Origin of the sequence: Paraburkholderia sp. SIMBA_053 (genome assembly GCF_046534895.1) — a bacterium.
In the GTDB taxonomy this organism is placed as follows: Bacteria; Pseudomonadota; Gammaproteobacteria; order Burkholderiales; family Burkholderiaceae; genus Paraburkholderia; species Paraburkholderia caledonica.
On the sequence record NZ_JAWRXU010000700.1, the window covers coordinates 1 to 271 of the forward strand.

1 protein-coding gene is annotated in these 271 nt (G+C 66.1%); it reads left to right on the top strand.

The features are described from left to right. A partial coding sequence (locus SB753_RS37380) for a GNVR domain-containing protein (protein WP_410805187.1) occupies positions 1-271 on the top strand: 271 nt, incomplete at both ends.

A 271-nucleotide genomic window follows, 5' to 3' on the forward strand; every position in this document is an offset into this window, starting at 1 on the left:
GTATACGAACCTGCTCAATAGCGCGCAGCAGTTGCGCGTCGCGAAGGCGGGCCAGGTCGGCAACGTGCGCGTGGTCGATTTCGCCGAAGCACCCGATGAGCCGGTGCGTCCGAAGCGCGTGATCGCGATTCTCATTGCGCTGGGCGGCGGTCTGGTGCTCGGCATCATGCTGACTTTCTTCAGGCGCGCGATGTATGGCGGCGTGGAGCGTCCCGACGAACTGGAAGCCGTGCTCGGCGTGCCGGTGTTCGCTGTGGTGCCGCGCAGCCAG